13 protein-coding genes are annotated in these 25,228 nt (G+C 66.9%); 2 read left to right on the top strand and 11 right to left on the bottom strand.

What is annotated here, in order from left to right:
- Positions 1-4: 4 nt before the first annotated feature.
- From E2E27_RS01100 to E2E27_RS01145, 10 genes are all read right to left on the bottom strand, one after another.
- Complete coding sequence (locus tag E2E27_RS01100) at positions 5-436, bottom strand: PAAR domain-containing protein (protein WP_141457198.1); 432 nt, start codon at positions 434-436, stop codon at positions 5-7.
- A gap of 8 nt (positions 437-444) precedes the next feature.
- Positions 445-3,648, bottom strand: coding sequence for a CHAT domain-containing protein (locus E2E27_RS01105; RefSeq protein ID WP_141457200.1), 3,204 nt, complete (start codon positions 3,646-3,648; stop codon positions 445-447).
- 14 nt (positions 3,649-3,662) lie between these two features.
- Positions 3,663-10,763 carry a two-partner secretion domain-containing protein gene (locus E2E27_RS01110; protein WP_141457202.1) on the bottom strand — a complete coding sequence of 2,367 codons (7,101 nt, stop codon included), beginning with the start codon at positions 10,761-10,763 and terminating at the stop codon, positions 3,663-3,665.
- Positions 10,764-10,790: 27 nt separating this feature from the next.
- Positions 10,791-12,482, bottom strand: a complete 1,692-nt coding sequence (locus E2E27_RS01115) for a ShlB/FhaC/HecB family hemolysin secretion/activation protein (protein ID WP_141457204.1) — start codon at positions 12,480-12,482, stop codon at positions 10,791-10,793.
- Positions 12,483-12,701: 219 nt separating this feature from the next.
- Entirely contained in the window at positions 12,702-13,307 is a 606-nt protein-coding gene (bchJ, locus tag E2E27_RS01120) for a bacteriochlorophyll 4-vinyl reductase (protein WP_141457206.1), read from the bottom strand.
- On the bottom strand, positions 13,297-14,910 hold the full coding sequence (gene bchE / locus E2E27_RS01125; RefSeq protein ID WP_141457208.1) for a magnesium-protoporphyrin IX monomethyl ester anaerobic oxidative cyclase: 1,614 nt from the start codon (positions 14,908-14,910) through the stop codon (positions 13,297-13,299). The genes bchJ and bchE overlap by 11 nt, the downstream gene beginning before the upstream one ends.
- A 174-nt stretch (positions 14,911-15,084) precedes the next feature.
- The gene (locus E2E27_RS01130; RefSeq protein ID WP_141457210.1) at positions 15,085-15,660 is read right to left on the bottom strand and encodes a VOC family protein; all 576 of its coding nucleotides are present in this window, start codon (positions 15,658-15,660) and stop codon (positions 15,085-15,087) included.
- Entirely contained in the window at positions 15,657-16,787 is a 1,131-nt protein-coding gene (gene hppD, locus E2E27_RS01135; protein WP_141457212.1) for a 4-hydroxyphenylpyruvate dioxygenase, read from the bottom strand. Before hppD ends, E2E27_RS01130 begins: the two co-directional genes overlap by 4 nt.
- Before the next feature lie 195 nt (positions 16,788-16,982).
- On the bottom strand, positions 16,983-18,533 hold the full coding sequence (locus E2E27_RS01140; RefSeq protein ID WP_141457214.1) for a TLP1 C-terminal extension domain-containing protein: 1,551 nt from the start codon (positions 18,531-18,533) through the stop codon (positions 16,983-16,985).
- Positions 18,523-19,791: an acetyl-CoA C-acetyltransferase gene (locus E2E27_RS01145; RefSeq protein ID WP_141457216.1), complete on the bottom strand. Its 1,269-nt coding sequence runs from the start codon at positions 19,789-19,791 to the stop codon at positions 18,523-18,525. Before E2E27_RS01145 ends, E2E27_RS01140 begins: the two co-directional genes overlap by 11 nt.
- Before the next feature lie 117 nt (positions 19,792-19,908).
- Here E2E27_RS01145 and E2E27_RS01150 point away from each other — a divergent pair, with 117 nt between their 5' ends.
- Positions 19,909-20,682 (top strand): crotonase/enoyl-CoA hydratase family protein, encoded by a 774-nt coding sequence (locus tag E2E27_RS01150; protein WP_141457218.1) that lies wholly within the window; start codon positions 19,909-19,911, stop codon positions 20,680-20,682.
- Between the two features lie 105 nt (positions 20,683-20,787).
- Complete coding sequence (locus E2E27_RS01155) at positions 20,788-21,951, top strand: acyl-CoA dehydrogenase family protein (RefSeq protein ID WP_141457220.1); 1,164 nt, start codon at positions 20,788-20,790, stop codon at positions 21,949-21,951.
- A 378-nt stretch (positions 21,952-22,329) separates the two neighbouring features.
- On the opposite strand, the gene E2E27_RS01160 is transcribed toward E2E27_RS01155, so the two are convergent.
- Entirely contained in the window at positions 22,330-24,921 is a 2,592-nt protein-coding gene (locus tag E2E27_RS01160) for a TonB-dependent receptor (protein ID WP_234036134.1), read from the bottom strand.
- Positions 24,922-25,228: the final 307 nt, after the last annotated feature.

Consider the following 25,228-nt stretch of genomic DNA (forward strand, 5'->3'; position numbering starts at 1 on the left):
GCGATCATTGCTGGCAAATGCGGCAGAAGGGCTTGGCTTCCTTGTGCGCGCCGATCATCGCCTTGGTCTGGAGGTTGGGCGCCGAAAAGGGCACTGGCACGGCCATGCCCATGCCGGCCCCGCCGCCGCCGCCGCCCGAATTGGCGCTATCGCCGATCAGCACCGTCGGCGCGCCGCTGACGATCACGCCGCCATGCGCGGTGGTATCGCCCAGCCGCGCGGCGGGCAGGCTTCCGACGAGCACCGTCGCCGATCCCTTGACGATCACATCGGGCGGACCGGCACACACGCACATGTCGCTGATCCGCGCCTGCGGCATCATGCAGGTCAGCACGTTGGGCTGGCCCTTGACCACTGGCCCGCCGACATGGGGCACCGGCCCGGGATTGACCATCGGGCAGGTGTGCATGTCGGTGATGCGGGCGGCGGGCGGCATAGCGTAGTCTAGCGTACAGCGACGCTGGCCGCACGTCCACTGAGCACCTGGTTGTTGGTCTGCCCGACCACGAAGAACCCGGCCCAGTAGAACGGGTGCGAGGTCGAGGGATCGTTCAGCATGGCGCGCTGTGCCTGATTGGTCGCCAGCACGATCGAACGATCGCGTGCGGCTTCGTAGAAGGCCGACATGAACACCTCGGACTGACCTGCGTTCGACGTCTCCCAATAGGTCGCCATCACCGCGCGGCTGCCCGCGGCGAAGAACGAGCGCACCAGCCCGTCGAGCGTGTCGCCCGGGCGGGCTTCACCGGCGCGCAGCTGCGTGCCCTCACCCACCTGCGAGGCGGTCTGGCAGGCGGACATCACCACCAGATTGGTGTTGAGCCGCAGGCCCGCGATCTCGGCATAGCTCAGCAGCAGATCGGATTCGCCGGTGCCGCCGAACGAAGTCAGCAGGCCCGCCGGGAAATCATCGCAGTCGAACAGCCCCTCGGTCACGCCGTGGGTGGCGAAATGCAGCACCTGATAATTGGCGAGCTCCCCGCCTTCGCCGCCGAGCCGCTGGAGCTCGGTGTCGGAGAAGCGCGCCCCGCTCACCAGTGCCGGAGCGCCAGAAAGGCCCAGCGCCGCCGAGACTTCGCTGATTTCCGTTGCGGCAATCGGCGAGAGGCGGTTGATCGTCCCGGCAAAACGCGCCGCATCGACCCGGCACGACCCGATCGTCAGACGGCCGTCGGTGCCGATTTTCTGGTCACCCAGACCCACCGGCGCGGCCAGACCCAGCAGCGGGCGCGGCGCGGCCGAAGGCTTGAACCCGCGCGAGGCGATGAAGCTCACCGGCGACATCGCCACCGAAGTCGACACGTCCTTCGCGAGGAAGGCGACCTGGCTGTAATCCGACTTGTCGACCTGACGGCGGAAGCGCTGTTCAGACGCGTCGTCAGTCACCAGCATCGCTGCGCTGATGCCCGAGAACAGCCGCCCGCCATCGACCACCAGTTCGGTGTTGCGCTTGATCTGATTGTCGACCGACCCGAACAATTCGCTGTAGAGCAGGCTCGAAGCGGTGAGATCGAAGCCGGGAATCCGGTTGGTCTCGAAATCATAGGCGAGCGACGAGCGCAACTTGGCCGTCAGGCGCAGCAGCGCGTCCGAGGTCGCGCGCGGGCGGATTGCATAGGCGCGATCGGAATCGATGAGGATGCCGAACACGCGGTCATTCATCACCGCCAGCCGAACATAGGCCTCACCCGGCTTGAGCCTGGCCTGCAGATCGGTGAGCTCGGCCGGACGGTCGAACACCTGCGCCAGCTTGCCATTGACGGCCAGATCGGCATCGAGCACGGCGAACTTCTGGCGCGCGGCGCTCTGCTCGGCTTCCAGCGCAGCGATCCTGCTCGCTGCCGCCGCCGGATCGGGATTGGCGCGCGCATCGGCGATTTCGACCGGGATCGCCGCGAGCCGCCGCTCCAGCCCGTCGCGTTCGCGCAGCTTTTCGGCAATCTCCGGGTCGGCCGAAACGATCTGCTGAAGCTCGTTCACCTGCCGCGCGGCGCTGCTTTCGCCCGAGACCTGAAGCGCCGAGAAATAGCGCGCCGCGGCCGTCTTGTCGCCATTGGCCATGCGCCCGGCAAGGCTATCGAGATAGGGGTGCAGCAATCCGGTCGAGAAGCCGCCGCCTTCCTCGCGCGCGGCCAGCATCGCGTCGAGCGCTTCGGAATAGGCCTTGTCGATCGCGCCCGCGGGCTGCCCGGCGCGGTTGATGATCGCCGCCCGGTCAAGCTTGAGCACCGCGATCGCCGGGTCGTTGGGGTTGAAGGACGCGTCGGTCCCGTTGGGCAGCAACAGCGCGATGGCATCGTCATAGGACTTGATCGCGCTGCCATAATCGCCGCTGTCGGCCTGCACCCGCCCCAGCTGCCGCAGCAGCTTGGCATCGAGCCAGTAGAGCCCTTCCTTGTCGGCGCGCTGGGCATCGAGCAAGGCCTGCAGTTCCCCCAATTCCTTGCGCGCATCGACGATCGCGGTCAGCGCATCGGCGCGGTTGCCGAGCGCCAGCTGCGCGAAGCTGAGCGCCCACTTGCCCTGCACCCCGACCACCATCTCGCGTGCGAGATCGAGATTCGGCTGGGCGATCGCGGCGCGCGGGTCGGTCTTGTCGGTGCCGGGGTTGTTGAGCTGCGCGAAGATGGCGGGCTCGAGCTGGGCCTGCGCCTCGGCTTCCTTCGCCACCGTGCCGAGAATCCGCCGCGCGTTGCCGAAATCGCGCTGGTTGAGTGCATGGAGACCGCGATAGGTTTCCAGCTGCGGGCGCAGTTCGCGCTGCTCGGCAGGGGTCAGCTGCCGGATCACCGCCTCGGCCGCATCGATATTGAGCGACGCGCTGCGGAAGAAACGGATGTTCGAATCCGCAAGCCCCGCCTCCAGCAGCAACTGCGCGCGCACCTTGTCCGAGGTGTCGGCCGGCAGCGTGCTGAGCTCGTTGCGCAGGAATCGCGAAGCGTCGGCGCTCAGCCCGCGGAAATTGAGCGAGGTCGCGCGCGCCAGCAACGATTCGGCGGCCTCGCGCGGGCCGCTGGCGATCTGCCGCGAAGCGACACGTTCCGGCAGCGGAGCAAGCGCGGCCAGATCGACCGGGTTGCGGTTCGAGGTGAGTGCCTCCCCCGCGCCCTGACCGGTCAGCAGCAGCGCCGCCTGATAGGCCGCGCCGACCGCGTTGGGCGCCGCCGAAATCTGCACCATCGATCCGCGCTTGTCGGCATCGATCACCACCGTGGTATAGCCGAGCGCCGGGTCGAAGCAGCGCCGCGCCACCGCGCTGGCGAATCCGGGCAGGCTCACGCTCTCGCCCGCGCCGCATTGCAGCCCCGCGCTCGCATCGCTGCGCGCCGCGGCGGACGGGAACAGCCGCACCCGCGCCAGGGTATCGGTCACAGCCCCCGAACAAGTGACCGAGTAGATGTCGGCATATTTGAAGAAGCGGCCATGTGCCGGGTCGGTCCAGTTGCGCGACGCCGAGCAACTGTCGCCATTGGCATTGCGCCCGAGTTGCAGGGTCGCGGCCCCGGCATCGGCCCGGGACGGCGCCTGTGCATCCGCTTGGGCACCGGCCTGCGCCAAGGTCGCCGAGGGCACTGCGGCCGACAGCGACAAGGCAAGCACCAGCGCACCTGTGCCAAGAAAGTTTCCGGTCCCCCCAACTGCCGTCATGTCGCTATCGCTCCTCACTTGATCACGCAGACGCCATTGGCATCGCGCTGTTCGCAGTCCTTGTCGTCCTTGGGCGCGGTCGCCGCGTCGGAGAACAGGCCTTCGTTGTTGGTTCCGACCAGCGGATCGAACGGCACCCGGTCGCCTTCCTCGGCGACGATCGGCTCGATCACCTGCCGCGGCAGGTTGAGCACGAAGTTGCCGACGATGGTGGTGACGCAGCCTTCGCCGCTGCCGATGATGCAGCCGTTGACGCGCGAGGCGGGGGCAAGGAGCCGGTCGTTGACACTGATCAGCGAATCCCCGCCCAGTGCTGCCGCCGGTCCGGTGAACCCGTTGAGGCTGCCGAACAGCGCGAAGACGTTGCCATCCTGCACGCTGAAGTTCTGGAGCACCCCGGCGCGCAGCGGATTGAGCACCAGCGGCGCCCCGGCCGGCGCACCCATGCCGCCCAGCTGCACCCCTTCGAAGGCATTGCCCCCGTCGCGCGGCGCGGAGTTCTGGAACAGCGCCGAGCCGCCGTAGGTCACCGTCATCTTCCCGGCGATCAGATAGGTCGGATTGGCCAGTCGTGCGGCGCTGAGGTTCTGCGGCGTGTAGAGCAGCGATTCGGCGTTGCCGATCAGCTCCTTCACCTGCCGGTCGAGCGAGAGGCCCGCGACCTGATCGATCAAAGCCTGCTGGCCGAAGACGATGTTCTCGCCCCGCAGATCGAGCGATGCCGTGCCAAGGTCGATGGTCGCGGCGTCGATATTGGCGGTGATCCGCGATGCAACGCCCGATCCGTCCGCCGCCCCGCCGAGGCGGAAGGTGCGCGCCGCGCCGGTGCCGGACAGGTCGCCGGTGATGGCGATGGTGCCGGTGGTCGCAAGCGTCACGGTGTTGCTGCCGGTCTGATCCCGGAACGAAACCCCGGCAATGCCGATCGCGCCGCTGCCCGCATCGATCACCAGGCTGCCGGTGCTGATCCGGTCGAGCTCGGCGTCGGTGAGCGACATCGTGCCCGCCGCGCTGCCGAGACCGATGCTGCCATTGCTCCGCGACTTGAGCAGCACACTGCCCGCATTGACCGCGCCCAGCAGCTCGGCATTGGCGGCTTCGATATCGACCGCGCCTGCGCCCACCGCGACGGCGTTGGCCGTGACAAGGCCGGTCGCCTCGACCCGCAGGTTGGCCGCCTGAAGCGGACCGCCGAAGGTGACGTCGCTGGCAATTCGCGTGCCGCCGACGACCACATCGTTGACCGCAGTAACCGCGCCGGTCGCCACGGCGCCGGTGGTATCGAGCGTGATGCCGCGGCCCGCATCGAGCGCGCCGAGCGTAAGTGCGCCGCCGCCCGTGCTGTCGATATCGATCGCGCGGTTGGTGGTGATCGCCCCGGTGGTGATGGCATTGGTCGCCAGCAGCACCACGTCGCCGCCGGTGGCCGACGTCGCGCCGTTGATCGTGATGGCGAGGCCGTTCACGTCGACCGCGCCGTTGCGCGCCGTGATCGCGCCGGTGGAGATCGCGCCGCCTGCGTCGAGTTCGATCCCGAGATCGGCCAGCAGGGCCGCGAGGTTGAGGATCCCCGCGTTAGCGCCCGTGCCGGTGCTCTGGATATCGATCGCGCCGCCGAGATTACCCGAACGGATCGCGCTGATCGCGCCGGTCGCCGTGATATTGCGCAGCGCGGTCAGCAGCACATCGCCGCCGGTCGCGGTCGCGGTGCCGGTGATCGCGATACTGTCGCCATTGGCGGTGATCGATCCCCGGCGCGCGGTGATCGCGCGGGTGGCAATCGCGCCGCCCGCGGTCAGATTGACCAGCCGCGCCGCATCGAGCGTCCCCAGCGTGAGCGCCCCGGCGCTCGCCCCGGTGCCGGTGCTGAGAATCTCGATGGCCCCGCCCGAACCACCAGCTTCGACCGCCGTGATATCGCCCGTGGTGATATTGCCGAGCGCGGTCAGCCGCACGTCGCCACCGGTGGCCGAGGTCGCCCCGGTGATGGTGATGGCGCTGCCCTCGACCGTTACCGCACCATCGCGCGCGGTGATCGCGCCGGTGTCGATCGTGCCCGCAGCGAGGAGATTGACGAGACCGTCGGCACTGATCACGCCGTGGTTGAGCGCCCCGGCCGTGCTGCGGCTGTCCACCGTCCCGCCGACGCCGGCAACGCGAAGCGCCGTGAGCCCGATGGTGTCGACATTGCCTGTGCCGCGCAGCACGACATTGCCGCCAGTGGCGGTGATCGAGCCGGTGGTGATGCTGTCTGCGATGATGCCGACGTCCCCGCCGGTCGCGATGAGATTGGTCCGCCGCGCCGGATCGCGTTCGCCCGCCAGCACTTCGCCCGCGCTGCGCACCGAGATGCTGCGCGCCGAGACCGTGCCGCCGAAGGTGACGCTGTCGGCCGAGGGGCCTTCGCCCACGGTCAGCGCCCCGACGGCGTCGATCGCTCCGGTGACAATGTCACCATCCGCGGACAGGTCGATGGTCTGGCCCGCCGAGAGCGCGCCGAGCCGCAGATCGCCGCCCATGCCGGTGCTGTCGACATCCATCAGGCCGCTCGCGGTGATGCCGAGCGTGTCGATATCGCCGGTCGCCGACAGATCGACATTGCCGCCGGTTGCAGCCAGCGCGCCGGTGGTGATCGCTCCGGCATCGATGACAAGGCTGCCACCGGTCGCGGTCATGTTGGTGCGCCGCACCAGCACGCCGTCGCCATCGCGCTCGCCCGCCAGCACTTCGCCGGTGCTGCGCAGTTCGATGGCGACCGCGCTGACCGCGCCGCCGAAGGTGATGCTGTCCGCCGAGGAGCCGAGCCCTGCCAGCAGCGCGCCGCCCGTCGCGGTGGCTGTCCCTGCGCGGATCGCCCCTTCGGCATCGAGCGTGATCCCGAGCCCGGCCGAAAGATTGCCGAGGGTCAGATCGCCGTCGGCCCCGGTGCTGTCGACCAGGATCGACCCCGTCGCGCCGATCGCGGCGGTGGTGATATCGCCTTCCGCGATCAGGCTGACATCGCCGCCGGTCGCCGAAACCGCCGCCGCCGCGATACTGGCGGCATTGACCGACACATCGCCCGCGGTTGCGGCAAGCCCAGCACCTTCGAAGGCACCGGTGGTCAGCACCGTGATGCTCTGCGCCGCAGCATTGCCGCCGAAAGTCACGCTGTCGACCGACGAGCCGAGCCCGACGATCAGCGCCCCGCCGGTCGACGTGACCGGGCCCGAGGTGGTGATCATGCCGCCCGCATCGAGCGTGATGTCCAGCCCCGCCGTCAGCGCGCCCAGCGCCAGATTGCCGTCAGCCGCGTTGCTCTGGACCGTGATCGCGCCCGAAGCGGCGATCGCGCCCGTGCCGATGTCCTGGAAGGCATTGAGGTCGACATCGCCGCCCATGGCGGTGATCGCGCCGGCCGAAATCGCCCCGGCCTCGATGGTCACACTGCCCGCCGTCGCGGTCAGCGCCTGACCGGAGAACAGATCGCCCCCCAGAACGCTGATGCTCTGCGCCGTGGCATTGCCGCCGAAGGTCACGCTGGTCGGGCCCGAGGACAGACCCACCTCCAGCGCTCCGCCCCGCGCGGTGATCGCGCCCGTGGTGATCGCGTCGATCGCGTCGAGCGTGATCGCGCCGTCGGCATCGAGAATGCCGAGCGTCAGCCCGCCGCCGGTGCTCTCGACGTCGATCGCGCCGCCCATGCCCATCGATGCGAGCGCGGTGATGTTGCCGGTCGCGATCGCGCCCGGCGCCAACAGATCGACATCGCCGCCGGTCGCCGCAATCGCGCCCGCGGTAATGCTCGCCGCGTCGACCGAAACGCCGCCCGCGGTCGCGGTGAGGCCCGCGCCGTTGAAGGCCCCGGTGGTCAGAATGGTGATGCTCTGCGCGCTGGCGTCGCCGCCGAAGGTCACGCTGTCCGCCGAAGCGCCGAGGCCCACTGCCAGCGGCCCGCCGCTCGCGGTGATGCGGCCGGTGGCGATCGCGCTGTCGGCATCGAGCGTGATGCCCAGCCCGGCCGCGAGATTGTCGAGCGTCAGGTTGCTGCCCGCGCCGGACGTGATCGCGGTGATCGCCCCGCTCGCGGTGATCGCGCCGGTGCCGATATTGCCGACCGCTGCGAGATCGACGTCGCCGCCCGTGGCCGAGAGCGCCAGCGCGCTGATCGTGGCGGCATCGATGCTGATTCCGCCCGCATTGGCGGTGACGGAACGTCCGTCAAAGGCGCCCGTGGTCAGCACCGAAACGCTGTCGCCCGCGATATTGCCGGTGAAGGTGACCGAGGACGGCACCAGCATCCCGCCAACCGTCAGCGCACCGCCGCGCGCCAGCGCCGATCCGGCGGTGAGGCTGCCGGTGGTGTCGAGCGCAATCGCGCCATCCGCTGCCAGATTGCCGAGCGACAGGGCTCCGCCGCCGCTGCTGGCGATGGTGATTGCCGCGCCGTTGGCGGTGACATTGCCGGTGGTGATCGCGCCGCTGGCCGTCAGCACCACGGCATCGCCGGTCGCGCGGATATCGCCCGCGGTGATGGTGGTGGCGTCGATCGTCACGCCGCCCGCCGTCGCGGTCAGCCCGGCGCTCTGGAAGGCGCCAAGCGTGTCGACCGTAATGCTCTGAGCGACGACATTCCCGCTGAAGGTGACGCTGGCCGGGTCCGACCCGCCGCCCACGCTCAGCGCGCCGCCCGCAGTGACGCCGCCTGCGCTGATTGCGCCGCTTGTGTCGAGCGCGATTGCTGCGCCACCCGACAGATTGCCGAGCGTGAGATTGCCGTTGACGCTCTCGATATCGATCGCGCCGCCCGTGCCGGCGACGGTGGTGGCGGTGACATTGCCGGTGGTGATCGCGCCGGGCGCGGCGAGCAGCACATCGCCGCCGGTCGCGCGCACCGCGCCTGCCGTGATCGTAAGCGCATCGACATCGACGCTGCCTGCGGTCGCCGTCAGCGCGCCGCCGGCGAAGGCGCCGGTGGTGTCGATGGTGATGCTCTGCGCCGAGGCATTGCCGGTGAAGGTCACGCTGGTCGGCACCGCGCCGGCACCAACGGTGAGCGTGCCGCCGGTGGTGGTGACGCTCCCGGCCTGAATGCTCCGGGTGGTGTCGAGCGTGATGTCCGCCCCGCCGGAGAGATTGCCGAGCGTCACTGCGCCGTTGACGCTGTCGATGTCGATCGCACCGCCCACGCCCGCAACGGTCGTTGCCGTGATATTTCCGGCAGTGACCGCACGGACCGAATCCAGCAGCACGTCGCCGCCGGTCGCGCGGATATTGCCGGTCGCGATCAGATCGGCGTCGATATCGACGCCGCCCGCCGTCGCCGTCACATCCTGTCCGCGGAATGCGCCGAGCGCGTCGATTGTCACGCTGGCGGCGGAAATATTGCCATTGAAGGTGACATTGTTCGCTGCCGCCATGCCGCCAACCAGCAGCGCACCGTCCCGCGCAATCGCGCTGCCCGCGATGATGCTGCCGGTGGTCGCCAGCGTCATGTCCCCGCCAGAGGCAAGGTTGCCGAGGTTGAGTGCGCCGCCGCCGAGGCTGCGCACCGAAAGCGTGCCGCCTGTCAGGTCCTGCGCATCGGCGGTGATCGAGGCGGTGGTGATCGCTCCGGTCGCCAGCAGATCCACACTGCCCTGATTGGCGCGCACCGCGCCTGCGGCGATGCTCAGCGCGTCGACCGACAGATCGCCCGAGCGGGCGGTCAGGCCCATCGCGTTGAACGCACCGATGGTGTCGATCCGGACCGCGGCCGCGATGACATCGCCGTTGAAGCGCACCGCTTCCGGCGCGCTTGCCATGCCGACATCGAGGTCGCCGCCCGCACGGATCGCGCCGGTGGTGATCCGCCCGAAGGCATCGAGCGCAATGTCGGTATCGGCATCGAGCACGCCGAGGGTCAGCCGCCCCCCGGTGCTCTCGACATCGATCCCGCCGCCGGTGCCACGGAACGGGCTCGCGGTGAGGTTGCCGGTGGTGATATTGCCCGGCGCAAGCAGCGTGATGTCGCCGCCGGTTGCGGTGAGATTGCCCGCCGTGAGGGTCGAGGAGGCGCTCGCGAGGTCGATCCCGCCCTCGGTCGCGTTGAGATCGCTGACGAACAGCGTCCCTTCCGCTGCCGCATCGATGGCGGTGCCCGTTAGCGTTGCCGTGGCGCGCAGGTCGCCATCGGTGACGATGCTGACCGTATCGCTGCTGACCCAGGCGCCGTTGATGAACACGTCGACCGCCGCGTCCGGACTGTCGGCGAAAAGGCGAATCCCGTTCGAAGTGGCGGTCGCGCCGGTCGCGGTGACCAGCGCATTGACCCGCAGCACCGCGTCCACCACGCCGGTGTCGGTGACCATGTGGAAATCGACGCTGTCGCCCCGCACTGTGCCCGAAACGCTCTGCCCGCGCGCGATGGTGGTGCCGGCATTGACGACATAGCTGAGCGGGCTTCCGGGCGTGAAGCTGACATCGACGTCAGCCGCCGTGACGAAGCTGACCGTGCCGCTGCCCGCATCGATATCGGTGTTGAGGGTCAGTTGTTCGGACACGAACATCACCGAACCGTCGGTGATGAAATTGTAGCCCGGCCCGCCGGTGCGGATGTTGTTGCCGAGCGATCCGCCGAAGTTCAGCGTGCCAGAGCCGTTTCCGGCCAGATCGGTGCCGTTGTAGAAATCGAACAGGTCGGCATCGCTGACATCCAGTGTCGAGGCGAAGAACGAGGCGCTGGTGACGGTGCCGTCACCGCCGAACAGGATGCCGTTCTGGTTGATCAGCCACAGGTTGATGTCCGGCGCGTCGATGCTGCCGAGGATCGACGAAGGATTGGGGCCGATCACGCGGTTGACCAGCGTCGCGGTGGGGTTGGCGGTGCCGTTGGCGATCACCACCGAATTGTTGAGCGGAACGTTGAAGCGGTTCCAGTTCGCCACCACCACTGGCGCAAGCACGCGCATGTCGGTGCGCGTGGCGCTGGTGTCGGTCACGGTCAACTGGCCGGGATTGCCCCCGTCGTCGATCGCATCGATCAGATCGCCGGCCCTGACCAGCTGCGCATGGGCCACCCCCGGCATCGCCACCATCGCGGCCAGAGCGGTGGAGAGCATCATGCTCGAGCGGAAGGTGCGGTTCGCGTTTGCCATCTCGAATTCTCCTGTCGCCTGAGCGGCTTAACGGAACAGTGCGGGGAAGCGGGTCGTCAGTGAGAAGAGCAGGCGCTCGGGCGGTTTTTCCGCGTCGATCGCCAGCGCCCGGTCGAGCGGCTTGGCATAGGCGACCTCGGCGTTGATGCCGTTGCCCATGAACACGCGCACGCCGCCCCCGACCGATGCGAGCGTGCGTTCGGGCGAGGGGGTGAAGGGATCGAGATTGCGCAGCTTGATGATGTCGTAGAAGGCGAAGGCCTTCACGCGGGTGCGGGACTCGTCGTCGTCGAACACGGTCACGCCAGCTTCTCCCGAAAAGCCGATCGCGCGGTCGCCGCTGTTCGCGCCCGGATCATAGCCGCGCCCGATGCTAAGGTTGCCGATCGAATATTCGTCGAAATTGAGCAGCGGATCGTCGGTCCACTGGCCTTCCACCCGCGCGCGCAGATCGAAGGTCTCGTTGAGGAAGGCGGTCGCGTCGAACCCGCCGCGCACCACCAGCGCCTCGGCATCGCCAAAGGGGCGCGAGGCGGAGACGCCGTCGGTCTGGGCAAAGCCGAAGGGCGGGCCGAACTGGGTCGCCCCCATCACATCGATGCCCTTGCGCACTTCGGCGAAGGCCGCGTAGGTCAACCATGTCGACCGGTCGAGCCGGTTCATCCGCCCCTGCGTCTCGGCCCGGATATAGAGCGTGCGCAGCGAATCCTGGCTGAGATCGACCACGCCGACCGAGGTGTCCTGATTGATGTAATCGAACCCCAGCGACAGGTCCGACGACTTCATCGGCGTGCGCACCAGCGGGTAGGTCAGCGCGACATTGGCGAGCAGGGTCTTGGTTTCCAGATCGAGATTCTGGACATCGGGCCGCGACCAGGCATGGGTAACCTGCCCCCCCAGCCTGAGCCCGCTGGAGCCAAGGCCGAATTCATGCCCCGCCTGCAGGATATATTGCTCGTCGAAATCGAAGGTGGTCTGCCCGCCGATGAAGGTGCGGTCCGACAGGCCGGTGAGGCCGTGGAAATCGACCCGCGCGAACGCGGTCTCGCGCCCGATCGAGCGGGCGTTGTAATTGCGCAGGTTGAACACCGCAGCATAGCGTTCGAAATCGACCGATAGGTTGCCGACCACGATCCCGGCAGCCTCTCCCGAAGGCGCCAGGGCCAGCCTGACGCTGAGGCCGGGAATGTCGAAGGCCTTGAGCAGGATACGCTCGGCATCACGCTCGTTGAGGGGATCGAGTGCTTCGAGCGGGCCGAGCACCTTGGCCAGCGCGTTGCGATAGGGGCCGGGATCGCCGCTGACGCGCACTTCCGAAAGCCGCGCGGAGATCACGTCGAGCCGCAGCGTGCCTTGCAGATCCTGCTGCGGCACCTGAACGCTGGCGATCCAGCCATCGGCGCGCAGGGCCTGGTTGGCGGCATCGCGAATGTCGCAGATCACCCGGATCGGTTGCTCACCCTGCGGCACGCTGACCCCGGCCAGCGAGCGGGCGAGCTTTTCGGACAGAACTCCGCCGCGCGCATCGGCGAAAGTCACGCCGGTCAAGGTCACCTTGAGCGGGTTGGAGTCGAACGGACATTCGGCCTTCAGCCCCGCATCGCGCTGAACCTGAACGCCCTGGCGTTCATCCTGCCTTTCGGTATCGGGGAGGCGCAGATCGTTGGCCGACTGACCGTTGGACTGGGCTGCCAGAGGCGCGGCGGTGGCGATGGCCACAAGCGACGCGAACGCACCAACACGGGCTGCACCTAGAATCATTCAGCTTCCCCCCCGGAACTGCTTATGGACGGCGTCATGGGTCGTTAACCCGGTTGTGCCGTTGGGGGTGTGATATTTGCTACAGTCAGGCGAGTCAATGACGCCACCGGCTCCAGAAACGTTCAAAATCGCGCATTTCTGCGGCTTTCGGGCTCTATCGGGCAGTGCGGCGCATGGTTAACGCCGGTGGATCGCATAGCTTCGCGATGGGCCTTGTGCCGTTTCGTCCGAGTCGATCTCGCATGCGCAATCGGGCGCGACCAGCACGCGGTAAAGCCGGGTGAAGACCGCCGCATACCAGCCGAACAGGCTGTCGGGCGGCGGAATCGGATCATCCGCACCGGTGCGGTCGATGGTGAAGCGCCACGCGCCTGCTGCGGCGAAGCTACCCGCGCCCACAAAGGTCCAGGCATGCTTGCGGATCGCTGCCATCAGCAGCGGCGCAGCGAGCATCGCGGGCAGGCGCTTGAGCAGCCACACCGCCGCGCGCGGGATGCGATTGGCGATGATGTAATCCGCCGTCCGCGCGCCCGACTCCTCGGCGATGACGAAGGCACCCATCGGATCGTGCAGCGCCAACCAGCGATGCAGGCGCAGCGCTTCGATCTCGGGGATCATGTGCTCGCCCGAGGGAAGCCGCACGATCTGCGCGTCGGCGAGGATGGCGCTGGTTTCGACATGGCCCAGCCGTTCTTCCATCACCGCCACGGCTTGCAGCACGGCATTGGGCCCGATCAGCGCCTGCGCGCGTCGCCGCGCGTGAAGCCGCGCCTCAATCGACATCGATCCGGTCCCGTTTGCGCACCTCGCCCCGCTGCTTCATCTGCGCGCGCACCGCCTCGCGGCGTTCCTGCGCCTGCGCGGCCTTGTCGGCGTTGGTCTCCCAGTCGGTTGCGGCATCGGCAGCGGCGCGGCGGCTTTCGTCGAAGTGCCAGTCGAGCTGCTTCTTGGTCTGCGGCCCCCAGTAACCCGCCTTGCCGAGATCGTAGAAGGTGCGCTTGAAGCCCGCGCGCAGGAAGGCCCACAGGCACCCGAGCAGGTAGCGCCGCCGGAACCCCGTGCCGCGCCACGGATAGTGGAACAGCGCTTTGCGGCTGTAGAACCGCCGGTAGTTCTTCATCACCCCGTCGAGCAGCTCGCCCCGCTCCATCGCGGCGGGCTTCATGATCGGGGTGACGAAGTTGTACTTGCTGAAATCGTGGACTTCGACCTGATCCTTCAGCGTCTCGAACAGCGGGGTGTAGGGCCAAGGCGTGTACATCGCCCAGTTGGCGAGATCGGGCTGCCAGTCCCACGCCATCTGGAAGGTGTCCTCCAGCGTCTCGGGCGTTTCGTTGTCGAGCCCGACGATGAACTGCGCCTCGACGAAGATATCCGCATCGCGCAGCAGCTTGATCGCCTGCTTGTTCTCCTCGACCTTGGTTTCCTTGTTGAACCGGTCGAGCTTCATCTGCGCCGCCGCCTCGGTGCCGAGGCTGACATGGACGAGGCCGGCCTTGCGGTAGAAGGGCAGCAATTCCTTGTCGCGGTAGATGTCGGTGACGCGGGTGTTGATGCCCCACTTCACCTTGTCCGGCAGGCCGCGGTCGATCAGCTCCTGGCAGAACTTGATGAAGGTCTTGCGGTTGATGGTCGGTTCCTCGTCGGCGAGGATGAAGAAGCCGACGCCGTGCTTTTCGTGCAGCTCCTCGATCTCGTCGACCACGTCCTTGGGATCGCGCACGCGGTAATCGCGCCAGAACTTCCACTGCGAGCAGAACGAGCAGGTGAAGGGGCAGCCGCGCGCGAGGTTGGGGATGGCGACGCGGGTGCCGAGCGGGATGTAGGTGTACTGCTCCCAGTCGAGCACGTCCCAATCGGGTTTTATGGATTTCATGTCCTTGATGGTGGGTGCGGCTTCGGTGGCGACGACCTGATCTCCGTCGCGGAAGGCGAGGCCCTTGATCCTGCGCGCGTCCTCGGGCCAGCGGCCCTCGGCGATCGCGGTGAACAGTTCTACCGCGATCTCCTCACCCTCCCCGCGCACGATCACGTCGATATGCGGGGCCTCGGCCAGAACCTGCTGGTACATGAAGGTCGCATGGATGCCGCCCAGCACCCGCACCGCCTGCGGCACGTGGAGCGCGGCGATCTCCAGCACGCGTTCGGCGGCGTAGATCGAGGGGGTGATGGCGGTGGTGCCGACCACATCGGGTTGCAATGCGGTCATGCGCTGGCGCAACTCGTCGTCCGAGAGGCCCTCGGTCATTGCGTCGATGAAGGTGATGTCGTCGAAGCCCGCGCGCCTCAGCGGGCCGGAGAGGTAGGCGACCCAGGCGGGTGGCCATGTCCCGGCGATCTCGGCCCCGCCGGAACGGTAATTGGGATGAACGAACAGAATGCGCATGAGCCGACTCCCCCTCTTGGATGGTGCCAAGGTGGGGGAGATGCGGCATGGGGGCTTTGCGCTGGATCAAAAGCCATAGCCCCTTCCACTTGGGGAAGGGGTTGGGGATGGGGGTTCGACCGCCGATAGGCCAGAGCCCCCGCCCCCGGCCCCTCCCCGCTGGGGAGGGGAGATTCAGCCCTTCGCCGCGTTCTCGGCGCGGGCAATCTCGTGGAGCCAATCCGCATGGCGCGGCGCGGTCTTGGTCGCGCTCCACTCTTCCAGCATCACCGGGGCGACACGGGCGAGTTCGGCGTATTGATCGGGTGTGCCGATGTCCGCCGCCAATTCCACGCGGTGACCGTTGGGGTCGAAGAAGTAGATCGACTTGAAGATGCCGTGATGCGTCGGGCCGAGCACGTCGATGCCCTCAGCCTCGATATGCGCCTTGGCCGCCAGCAGCGCCTCTTCGGAAGGCACCTTCAGCGCGAGGTGCTGCACCCATTGCGGGGTGTTGGGGTCCTTGCCCATCTCGGGCTGGTTGGGCAGCTCGAAGAAGGCGAGGATGTTGCCGTTCCCCGCATCGAGGAAGATATGCATGTAGGGATCATATTCACCCGTGGAGGGCACGTGATCCTCGGCAAAGGCGGTGGTGTAGGTCATGCCGAGCACGCGGGCATACCATTCCACCGTCTCCTTCGCGTCCTTGCAGCGATAGGCGGCGTGGTGGATGCCCCCAAGCTGGACAGGGTGATTTACGGGGTGGCTCATTCCGCAGGCTCCTCGACCGTCAGCACCCCGCGCTGGATCTGGTCGCGCTCCATGCTTTCGAACAGGGCCTTGAAATTGCCCTCGCCGAAGCCCTCGTCACCCTTGCGCTGGATGAATTCGAAGAACACCGGCCCGACCTGCGCCTGCGCGAAGATCTGGAGCAGCAGGCGGGGGCTGCCGCCTTCCGTGGTTCCGTCGAGCAGGATGCCGCGCATCTTCAGCGCCTCGACATCCTCGCCGTGGCCCGGCAGGCGGCCTTCGAGCATCTCGTAATAGGTGGCGGGCGGCGCGGTCATGAAGGGCACGCCGAGCTTCTGGAGACGGTCCCAGCACGCGACCAGATCGTCGCAGATCAGCGCGATATGCTGGATGCCCTCGCCGTTGAAGGCGCGCAGAAATTCTTCGATCTGGCCCTTGCCGCCCTCGCCCTCTTCGTTGAGCGGGATGCGGATCTTGCCGTCGGGCGCGGTCAGCGCCTTGGAGGTGAGGCCGGTATATTCGCCCTTGATGTCGAAGAAGCGGATCTCGCGGAAGTTGAACAGGGTCTCGTAATAGTCGGCCCAATACTTCATCCGCCCGCCATAGACGTTGTGGGTGAGGTGATCGATGGTGTGGAAGCCCGCGCCTTCGGGGTGCTTGTCAACACCCGGCAGATACTCGAAGTCGATGTCGTAGATGGTGAGGCCGTTCCCCCCTTGGGCACCCTCATAGCGGTCGACCAGATAGAGGATCGCCCCGCCGATGCCGCGGATCGCGGGGATGCGCAGTTCCATCACCCCGGTCTGGACGGCGACGGGCTCTGCGCCCTTGGCGATCAAATGGTCATAGGCCTTGGCGGCGTCGCGCACGCGGAACGCCATGCCGCAGGCCGAGGGGCCATGCTCGCGCGCGAAGTACCACGCGGCGCTCTTGGGCTCGTAATTGGCGATGAGATTGATGCCGCCCTGCCGCCACAGGTGCACGTCCTTGGAACGGTGCTGCGCGACGCGGGTAAAGCCCATCGCTTCGAACACCGGCTCAAGCACGCCCTTTTCCGGCGCGCAGAACTCGACGAATTCGAACCCGTCGAGCCCGGCGGGATTGTCGAAAAGGTCGGTGGCCCCTTGGGTGTTGGTCGGTGCGTTCATGGCCGGGTTCCCTGCGGTTTGAAGATAGTTTCAATTGAAACCATCTACCGCAAAGCGACGATTCGTGCAAGCGTGGGGCAGTGGAGGCTGTTCCCTATTTCCGTTCGTGCTGAGCTTGTCGAAGCACCGCACTTTCTTTTCCGGGCGCGGCATTCGAAGGCAGAACGGCCCTTCGACAAGCTCAGGGCGAACGGGTTAGGGTGCGACCCGCCCCACGGTCCGCCCGCGCTCGTCCTGCCTCAGCGTCAGGCGCTTGCCGAAAGGTTCTCCGCTTTCAAAGGCCTCTGCCGTGGCCGCATCGGTCAGGTCGGCATTGCCCACCACCCGCTCGCCCGCGTCAGAGCGGCCAATGAAGATCGCCTCGGCGCCCTTGGGGCCGCGGTTGATGGTGTAGGTCTCGACCGTCGCGGCATCGACCGCCCCCTTGGCGAGCGGCACTGTGTCGGTCGCCTTGGGGAGCACGGCGAAGCGGTCGTTGGCGCTCCAGTCGGCAGGCGTGGTCGAATAGATGCCGGTCGCATATTTGCTCATCCAGCCGCCATTTGCGCCCACCAGCGCGAAGCTGCCCCGATCACCCCGCACCCGCTGCACCGCCTCGGCGATGGCGTGGGCCGAGTAGTTGTTCCCCGCCCCGCCGAAGAACGGTAGGCCACCCGTCAGCGTCAGTCCCCTCGGGTCGTCCGCCGACAGGCCGAAGTGGTCGCACTGGTTGAAGACCGGGATAGCGAAACAGGAATAGAAGTCGAGATAGGCCATGTCGCCGATCCCCTTGCCCGCCCGCGCCAGTGCCGCATCGACGCTGGCGAGGCTGGCCGGGTTGCCCGCCAGATCGGGCCGCTGCGACAGCTTCAACTCGGTCGCGGCGGTGACGGCGTGGATGTGCACCCACTTGTCCTCCGGCACCCCGAGTTCGCGCGCCAGCCCTGCGCTGGCGACGATGATCGCTGCGGCCTGATTCACCTGATCGCGCGCCACGGTCATGCGCGGATAGGGCTCGGCGACGATGCGGTTGCGGTCGGTGACGGTGGCGAGTTCCTCAGCGCTGCGCTCCACCGGCGCGGCAGAATGGGGGTTCGCGGCGGCAACGCGCGTGAAGGGCGCGAACAGCTTGCCGATTTCAAGCCGGTATTCCTCCAGCCCCATACCGAGCCGGTGCCGTCGCGCATTCTCCGCCAGCGCATAGAGCGGAATCGCCCCGCTTGCGCCGTGCATGAACAGCGCGGGCTCCATCAGTTCCTCGACGCCGAAGCCTTGATCCTCGAAGTCGCCGCCAATCTCTTCCGACCAGTCGGGTGTCTCGCCCTTGGCCGAGAGCGCCAGCACGGTCGAGATCGCCTCGGAGCCGACGATCACCGCGCACCGGCTGTCCCCCGCCGCAATGGCTGAAGCGAATTCGCCCACCAACTGCTGGTTGGTCTGCCCGCCCGTGGTTGTCAGGATCGCGCTCGCCGGATTGGCCCCAACGCGCTTGGCGATCGCACGCGGCACATTGTCCGCCGCGCCGAAGGGCGGCTTCCTATCGGGTCGCGACATTTCGAAGGCGCGGATCGCGGCGAGGGTGTCTATGGCACCCGCCACGTCACCGCTCGCTGCCCCAGAGGCACCGGTGTCCGCAATCGCCGCCGCCAGCGCGCGGCCCGCCAAGTCCATATAGGAGAGGGCGGCATAGCCGGGCTCGCCCACCCTCTCCGAATATTGCCCCACCCCGATAACGACCGGGGTGTTGTCGGGGACCTTAGTCGACAAAGTCTTCGACCCGCTCGACGATGATCGCCGGGGCCATGCCGCCCGCCGCGCACATCGTCACGAGGCCGTAGCGCCCGCCGCGCCGCTCCAGCTCGTCGACCACGGTGCCGATCAGGATCGAACCGGTCGCGCCGATCGGGTGGCCGAGCGCAATCGAGCCGCCGTTGACATTGACCTTGTCCCAATCAAGTTCGAGATCGCGCACGAACTTGGCGGCGACGACCGCGAAGGCTTCGTTGATCTCGAACAGGTCGATGTCGTCGGTGGTCAGCCCCGCCTTGGCCAGCACCTTCTTCGCCGCCGGGACGGGCGCGTTGAGCATCAGCGTCGGATCATCGCCCATATTGGCGGTGGCGACGATGCGCGCGCGGGGCTTGAGGCCGTGCTTCTGCGCATAGTCCTTCGAGGCGATCAGCACCGCTGCCGCACCATCGACCACGCCCGAGGAATTGCCTGCGTGATGGAAGTGCTTGATCTCGAGATCAGGATACTTCTGGTTGATCAGCTTGCGGAAGGTCGTGCCCGCCTCGTCGAGCGGCACATCGGCGATCTTGGGGAAGGCCGGTTCGAGCTTGGCGAGGTCTTCGCGGGTGGTCTGCGGGCGCGGATATTCCTCGCGGTCGAGGATCACGGAGCCATCATCACCCACCACCGGCACCACCGACTTGGCAAAGCGGTTGTCGGCAATCGCCTCGGCGGCACGCTGCTGCGAGCGGTAGCCGACCTCGTCAAGCTCCTCGCGGGTGAACCCTTCCATGCTGGCAATCGCATCGCCGCAGATGCCCTGGTGCGATTGCGGGTGCACCTGCTGGAGCCGCTGGTTGTAGCTCCCCATCATCGGCGGCTTGATCCCGGCGCGCATCTTTTCCTGACTCATCGCGGCGGTGAGGCTCATCATCTCGGTGCCCCCGGCGACGACGCAACCCTCCATCCCGCTCATTACCTGCGCGGCGGCGAGCGCGACGCTGGTGATGCCGCCACCGCAGAAACGGTCGAGCGTGGTACCGCTGGAGGTGATGTCGTAGCCCGCATCCAGCGCCGCCATCCGCCCCATGTCGCCCGCTTGCATCCCGTCCTGCGTGCTGACAGACCAGATCACGTCATCGACGGTCTTGGTGTCGAGATTGTTGCGATCCTTGATTGCCTTCAGCACCGTCGCGGCGAGGTGCTGCGGGTGCTGCGCGGCCAGCGCGCCCTTGCCCTGCTTGCCGATCCCGCGGGGGGTGCGCACTGCGTCGATAATGTAGGCTTCGGCCATGATGTTCCTCTCCCGATGTAGCGAAAATGCGGTTGACGGTCACGTAAACCGGCTGCACCACTCGCACAAGAATTGCGTTTCGAAACGCAATGGCAATTTCGATAGGGAGAGAGACCTGTGAGCGAGACCGCTGCGCCCGAAGTGCTGACCGAAGTTGAGGACGGTGTCCTCATCGTCACCATCAACCGCCCGGAAGCCAAGAACGCCATGACCAAGGCCGCGGCCGAGGGCATCGCGGCGGCGATGGAGCGGCTGGACAGCGATGAGACCTTGCGTGTCGGCATCCTCACCGGCGCGGGCGGCACGTTCTGTTCGGGCATGGATCTGAAGGGCTTCCTGCGCGGCGAAAGCCCCTCGGTCGAAGGCAAGGGGTTCGGCGGCGTGGTGCAGGCTCCGCCCGCCAAGCCGCTGATCGCGGCAGTGGAAGGCTATGCGCTGGCAGGCGGCCTCGAGCTGATGATCGCCTGCGACCTAGTGGTGGCGAACGCGGGCGCGAAGTTCGGCATTCCCGAAGTGAAGCGCGGCCTTGTGGCGGCGGCGGGCGGCGTGATGATGCTGCCCGACCAGATCCCCGAACGGATCGCGATGGAGCTGGCGCTGACCGGCGATTTCATCGGGGCGGAGCGCGCCTACCAGCTCGGCCTCATCAACGAAGTGACCGAAGGCTCGGCGCTCGATGCGGCCAAGGCGCTCGCCGCGCGGATCGCGGCGAACGGCCCGCTGGCGGTGAAAGTGTCGAAGGCGGTGATGAAGCAGTCTCGCGGCTGGGCGATGGACGAACGCTACGCCAAGCAGGGTGCGCTGATCGGCCCCGTCTTCGTGTCGCATGACGCCCGCGAGGGTGCCGCCGCCTTCGCCGAAAAGCGCAAGCCCAACTGGACCGGAAAATGATGCTGTCGAGTCCCCGCGCAGGCGGGGATCTCGGGCCACAAGCGCCAAAAACCGCCTGAGACCCCCGCCTTCGCGGGGGCTCACGGACAAGTCAGGAGAGAGAAAATGCCCGTCATCGACGTGCCGCAGCCCGCCTTCATGGAAGACGAGGAAATCGCCATTTTCGCCGACGCGGTCGGCAAGTTCTACCAGCAGCACGCCCCCGAAAAGCGCGTCCACAAGTGGCGCGAGGACGGGCAGGTCGAGCGTGAATTCTGGCGCGAGGCGGGCGCGGCGGGGCTGCTCGGCGTGAGCGTGCCGACAGAATATGGCGGCCACGGTGGCGACTTCCGGCATGACATGGTGGTGATCGACCAGCAGGGCAAATACGGCGTCGAAGGCTTCGGCGCGAGCCTCCACAACACCATCATCCTGCCCTACCTCGTGCGTCACGGCACCGAAGAGCAGAAGCAGAAATACCTCCCCCGCCTGGTCAGCGGCGACCTCGTCAGCGCCATCGCGATGAGCGAGCCCGATGCGGGGAGCGACCTTCAGAGCATCAAGACCACCGCCTTGAAGGATGGCAATGGTTACCGCCTCAACGGGTCGAAGACCTGGATTTCCAATGGCCAGCTGGCAGATTTCATCATCGTCGTCGCCAAGACCGATCCGGCCGAAGGGGCCAAGGGCATCTCGCTGCTATTGCTCGAGACCGAGGGCGCCGAAGGCTTCCAGCGCGGCAAGAAGCTCGACAAGATCGGATTGGATGCGCAGGACACTTCGGAGCTGTTCTTCGACAATGTGTTCATTCCGGCGGACAATCTGCTCGGCGGGGTCGAGGGGCGCGGGTTCTATCAGCTGATGGGTGAATTGCCGCAGGAACGCCTGGTGATCGCCATGAACGCCATCGCGGGGATCGAGAAGGCGCTCGATGTGACGGTCGAATATGTCAAGAACCGCAAGGCCTTCGGCAAGACAATCTGGGACTTCCAGAACACCCAGTTCACCCTCGCCGACCTCAAGGCGCGCGGCACCGCGGCCCGCGTGTTCGTCAACGACTGCATCGCCAAGCTGCTCGAAGGCAAGCTCGACGTGGCGACCGCGAGCATGGCGAAATACTGGGTGACCGAATTGCAGAGCGAAGTGGTCGACAAGTGCCTGCAATTCCACGGCGGGGCGGGCTACATCAATGATTACGCCATCGCCCGCATGTATCGCGACACCCGCATCGCGCGGATCTACGGCGGCAGCAACGAGATCATGAAGATGCTGATCGCGAGGAGTATGTGAGTTTGTTTGCGTGCCCGCATCCGCGGGCACGTCCTCGCTAGACGGCCTCCGCTGCGCTACGGCCCCGCTGCGGGCGGGCGGTCGCCCTTGCGGTCGCTACGCGACCGTTCCGGTGCGATCATTGAGAGTTGAAAAGGCGGCCCCGCAACGGGCCGCCTTTTTCGTGGCGCCCCGTACCTCGCAAAGTCGCGCTGTAACGACGCCGCAGGCGTCGCAAGCGCGACCGCGCGCCCGCAGGTGCTCCCGTAGCAAAGCGGAGGGAAACGCACCGAGGACGTGCCCGCGGATGCGGGCACGCAAACAAAGAAGAAACGGCCTGCCGCTAGGCAGGCCGCTTCCCTCTGCCGCTCCTTTTCGGAGCTAACCGGTTCTACGCGCTCAGAACTTCGCGCGCAGCGTGACGCCGTACTGGCGCGGCGGCAGGACGAAGGCCGAACGCGAGTTGGCCGCGCCCGAGCCGCGCAGGGTGGTGTTGAAGGTCACCCCGCGCACCACTTCGTCGGTCAGGTTGTTGACCCAGCCTTCGACCGCGAAATTCTGCTCCGGGCCGAAGCGCAGACCGGCGCGCAGGTTCACGAAGGCCTTGCCGTCCTGAATGTCGGCGATGATCGGCGGGGCCGCGTCGACCGCAGCCTGAACCTGCGCCTGCGTCGACCCAGGGGCCACGGCGGGGATGATGATCGCCTGGGTCGAAGTGCGCTGGTCACCCTCCATGCGAACCTGTCCGGCGAGGAAGAATTCGAGCGAATCGCTGATCGGCTTTTCCCACATCGCCCCCGCCAGCGCGACGATCTGCGGCGCGTTGGTGAGATCGTAACCGCACAGCGCCACCACCTGCACCGAGGTCTGGGTGCCGGCGCAATCATCCGGATAGCTCGCTTCGAGGAAGGTCGCGGCGAGGTTGAAGGTCAGCTCGTCGCTGGGCCGGATCACGCTTTCGATTTCCACGCCCCGCGTCTCGGCGACTGGCACGTTGAAGGTGGCGAAGGCCGTCCCGGTGAATTCGAGCACTTGGAAGTTGGTGAACTCCTCATAGAAGGCCGCGATGTTGACCGTGACCTTGCCGTCCGGGGTCTGGCCCTTCACGCCGAGCTCGTAGGCGTCGACCTCTTCCGACAGGAAGGTGGGGTCGGCCCCCAGCACCGCCGCGGTGGTATCGAGGTTGATCCCGCCCGCCTTGTAGCCGTGGGTGAAGCTGGCATAGCTGCTGACGAAGGGGCTGAATTCGTAACCGAGCTTGACGGTGTAGATCAGCTCTTCGTCGTTGAAGTCCGACTGGAAGGTGCGGACCAGCGGCAGCGGAGCGACCGGCGGGGTGGCGGTGGGGTTGCCGAAAGCCGCCGGAAGGTCAGCCGGCGCGGTGAAGCCGAAGCAGCCCAGCGCGATGAACGACCCCTGCAGCGGGGCCGGGATCGCACCCAGCGCTCCGATCGTCGCCGGGCAGATCTGGTTGTTGATCGCGGTCTGGGTGAACCCGCCCGACTTGTCTTCCCACGAATAGCGCGCGCCGACCGTCAGTTCGAGGCCGTCGGCGATCTCCAGCGAGTTGTGCGTGAAGACCGCGTAGCTCTTGGCATCCTGCTGGAAGCGGTTGGTGTTGCTGGTGCCCGCCGGATCGCGCCCGGTGAACACGGTCAGCGGGTTGGCACCCAGCGCCCCGCCGGTCGGCACGAACAGCAGCGCGCCGACATTCTCGCCATAATCCGCCCCGAGCGCGAAGCTGACCGACTGGTCGATCTGCTCGTCGGAGTAGAAGCCGCCGATCATGTAGTTGAGCTTGCCCTCCATCGCCTCGCCCTGAAGCCGCAGTTCCGCGGTCCAGTTGTCGATCTCGAGGTTGAGCGCGGGCACGTTGAAGATGTCGAGCGCGGTGAAATCGGAATCGTAATTCTCGAAGCTCTCGTACTTGCGGTAGGAGCCGATGAAGATCAGGTCGGCATTGTCGGAGAGCGGGAACTCAAGCTCGCCGGTCACGCCGTAGTTGTCGATATCGGCGCGCGGCGCGAAGTTGGCCGAGACGATGCGGTTGTCCATCGCCCGTTCGAAGGTGGCCTGGTCGTCACGCGTGGTGGCGACCACCGGCTGACCATTCCCGCCATTCGCGCCGAGCCCGACCGCGGCATAGGCCCCGCCCGTCACCAGCGGCGACTGGTAAAGCTCGATCGCGCCGCAGCAGCTCGACTTGCTCTTGGAATAGTCGGCGATGATGCGGCCGCGCAGGCCGCTTTCGGTGTCCCAGCCGAGCTGGCCGCGCACCAGCCACTGATCGACATCGTTGGTCTCGCCGATCTTGGTGCCGGTACGGTCGACCACATCGAGGAACCCGTCACGGTTGCGATAGGCCCCGGTGACACGCAGCGCGAGCGTGTCCTGCACGATCGGCACGTTGACCGCGCCTTGCAGGCTGACCTCGTTGAAATTGCCGTATTCGGCGTTCGCGAAGCCGCCGAACTCGGTCACGTCGGGCCGGACATTGGTGATGTTGAGCGCGCCGGCCGAAGTGTTGCGGCCGAACAGCGTGCCCTGCGGGCCACGCAGCACTTCGACGCGCTCGACGTCGACGAATTCGCTCAGCGCCACGCCGGGGCGGGCCTGATAGGCGCCGTCGATGAAGATGCCGACCGCGCTTTCGAAGCCGATATTGTTCGAGGTCGTGCCGATGCCGCGCACGCGCAGCACGACCGAGCCCGAGGCAAGCTGCGCCTGGCTGGCAGTGAAGGACGGCGCGAGCGCCGCGATCTGCTGGATGTTGACCACGCGCTGCGCTTCGAGCTGTTGCGGGGCAATTGCGGTCACCGCCAGCGGAATGTCCTGCACGTCCTGCGCGCGGCGGGTGGCGGTCACGATGATGACATTGTCGGCGTTGCGGGTGGCCTCCGCCTCGTCATCCTGATCCTGAGCAAAGGCGGGGGTGGTCAATGCGCTGCAGGCCAACAGGCCGCACGCGTAATATGCGAAATTGCGCTTCATGGCTGTCCTCTCTCCACACACCAGCCGGTCTTGATGCCGGTCTTGGTTGCGAGGCGGAGCCTATCAGCAAGGCGCGCACTAACAAGAGTCACAGGCAACTAATGGCCTGACAGTAGCAAAAATGCCACATTGGCGGTCACAGCGATGGATGCGTCCGCTGCATTCCTATGCAATCGCAACAATATTACGTTTCAGCCAGTTGCGTGCATCTGCCCTCGGTGGGCGTAAAGTCAGTTGCAGATTGCCATTCAAGACTCGCTTTTGCGGGAAGGCTGTGGTTACATCACGGCCAATCAGGGAGAGAGAG

It is taken from the genome of Porphyrobacter sp. YT40 (genome assembly GCF_006542605.1).
Taxonomy (GTDB): Bacteria; Pseudomonadota; Alphaproteobacteria; order Sphingomonadales; family Sphingomonadaceae; genus Erythrobacter.

What these genes read in the sequence shown, in the direction of transcription:
- E2E27_RS01100 (WP_141457198.1), bottom strand. Translation starts at nt 436, where the DNA reads ATGCCGCCCGCCGCCCGCATCACCGACATGCACACCTGCCCGATGGTC.
- E2E27_RS01105 (WP_141457200.1), bottom strand. Translation starts at nt 3,648, where the DNA reads ATGACGGCAGTTGGGGGGACCGGAAACTTTCTTGGCACAGGTGCGCTG.
- E2E27_RS01110 (WP_141457202.1), bottom strand. Translation starts at nt 10,763, where the DNA reads ATGGCAAACGCGAACCGCACCTTCCGCTCGAGCATGATGCTCTCCACC.
- bchJ (WP_141457206.1), bottom strand. Translation starts at nt 13,307, where the DNA reads ATGTCGATTGAGGCGCGGCTTCACGCGCGGCGACGCGCGCAGGCGCTG.
- bchE (WP_141457208.1), bottom strand. Translation starts at nt 14,910, where the DNA reads ATGCGCATTCTGTTCGTTCATCCCAATTACCGTTCCGGCGGGGCCGAG.
- E2E27_RS01130 (WP_141457210.1), bottom strand. Translation starts at nt 15,660, where the DNA reads ATGAGCCACCCCGTAAATCACCCTGTCCAGCTTGGGGGCATCCACCAC.
- hppD (WP_141457212.1), bottom strand. Translation starts at nt 16,787, where the DNA reads ATGAACGCACCGACCAACACCCAAGGGGCCACCGACCTTTTCGACAAT.
- E2E27_RS01145 (WP_141457216.1), bottom strand. Translation starts at nt 19,791, where the DNA reads ATGGCCGAAGCCTACATTATCGACGCAGTGCGCACCCCCCGCGGGATC.
- E2E27_RS01155 (WP_141457220.1), top strand. Translation starts at nt 20,788, where the DNA reads ATGCCCGTCATCGACGTGCCGCAGCCCGCCTTCATGGAAGACGAGGAA.
- E2E27_RS01160 (WP_234036134.1), bottom strand. Translation starts at nt 24,921, where the DNA reads ATGAAGCGCAATTTCGCATATTACGCGTGCGGCCTGTTGGCCTGCAGC.